This is a genomic window from Streptomyces swartbergensis, assembly GCF_002148965.1.
GTDB classification, from domain to species: Bacteria; Actinomycetota; Actinomycetes; order Streptomycetales; family Streptomycetaceae; genus Streptomyces; species Streptomyces swartbergensis.
This window is the reverse complement of sequence record NZ_NGFN01000701.1, coordinates 1-1,357: the sequence shown is the minus strand read 5'-3', so window position 1 is coordinate 1,357 and position 1,357 is coordinate 1. Positions and strand designations below refer to the sequence as shown.

Annotated in this window: 1 protein-coding gene and 1 pseudogene; one reads left to right on the top strand and one right to left on the bottom strand. The window is 80.0% G+C overall.

All coding sequences use genetic code 11. The features are described 5' to 3' along the window. Window positions 1–75: 75 nt before the first annotated feature. Window positions 76–1,032, bottom strand: coding sequence for a hypothetical protein (locus tag CA983_RS46035; protein ID WP_143645842.1), 957 nt, complete (start codon window positions 1,030–1,032; stop codon window positions 76–78). Between the two features lie 63 nt (window positions 1,033–1,095). On the opposite strand from CA983_RS46035, the pseudogene CA983_RS47425 reads away from it, so the two are divergent. Continuing rightward, window positions 1,096–1,357: pseudogene (locus CA983_RS47425) on the top strand (hypothetical protein); the annotation flags it as partial.

The following is a 1,357-nucleotide window of genomic DNA, read 5'->3' as shown; positions in this document are numbered from 1 at the left end:
GTTCCGGGGCCGTCACCGCCACGTTGGCCGGTTCCGGGGCGACGCGGGGCGGCGCCTGCGGAAACGGTTGTTCCGTCAACAGAGCCGACGGGCACGGCCCAGGCCGTCGCACCCCGCGTCGCCCCGGAACCGGCCAACGTGGCGGTGACGGCCCCGGAACCGGCCCACGCGGCAGCGACGGCCCCGGCCGGGGCCGCGCAGGGTGCCTACGCCGCGCAGCCCGCGCCGGATGCGGCGGCGCCGGGCGAGCCCGCGCAGGCCGCCTACGCCGAGCAGCCCGCGCAGAGTACGGCGGCGCCGGGTGAGCCCGCCGGTGACCAGGTGGCTGCCGGCGAGCCGGAACAGGCCGTCCCCGCGCAGGGTGCGGTGGCTGCGGGTGACCCCGCTGGGGTGGGCATCGGCCCTGCCGGTGAGCAGGTGGCCGCCGCTGAGCCCGGGGTTGCTGGTGAACCGGCTGGTGCGGGCGTCGGCCCGGATGGTGAGCAGGTGCCCGCGGCCGAGTCCGTGCAGGGCGCGGCGGTTGCGGTCGAGCAGGCTGGTGTGGGCGCCGGCCCCGCCGCTGACCAGGCGGCCGCCACCGAGCCGGAGCAGGGCGCTGCCGCGCAGGGCGCGCCGGTTGAAGGCGACCCGGCCGGCGTGGGCGGCCCCGCCGCTGACCAAGAGGCCGCCACCGAGCCGGAGCCGGGTGCTGCCGCCCAGGACCCCGGCGTCGGGGGTGACCCCGCTGACGCGGCCGTCGATCCGGACGCCGGCCAGGTGACTCCCGCCGAAGCCGCTGCGGTGCCCGCTTCGGGACCGGTTCCGGGGGAGACGCCGGGGCCGGTCGTGGACGGTTCCGGTCAGGCGGGCGAGCCGGCACCGGCCGATGGTTCTCCCGAGGTGCCCGGGCCGGGTGCCGCGGGCGAATCCGACGGTGGTGAGCAGGCCCCGGCGGCCGCTGCGGAGCAGGACGTGGCGCCCGCTCCCGTCCCGGAGGCCGCACCGGTGCCCGAGGCGGTCGCGTGCCCGGAGGCTGCCGCAGCGCCCGAGCATGCTGCCGCGGCTCCGCCCGAGGCGGAGGCAGCGGTACCTCCCGCTGCCCAAGCACCGGACCCGGTGGCCCCCGACGCCGCTGCCCAGGCCCCGGCGGCGGAGGCTGGCCCCGAGGCTGCCGCACCGGGCGCGCCCGCGACCGAGTCCGTCGCGCAGGAGCCGGAGGCCCGTGGCGACGAGGCCGCCGCGCAAGCCCAAGCTGCCGAGCCGATCGCCCAGGCCCCCGAGGCAACCGACGCCGAAGCAGCCGCGCAGGAACCCCAGACGACGGCACCGCAGACCGCCGCTGCCGCCCCCGAAACGCCAGCCCCGGCCACGCCCGCCC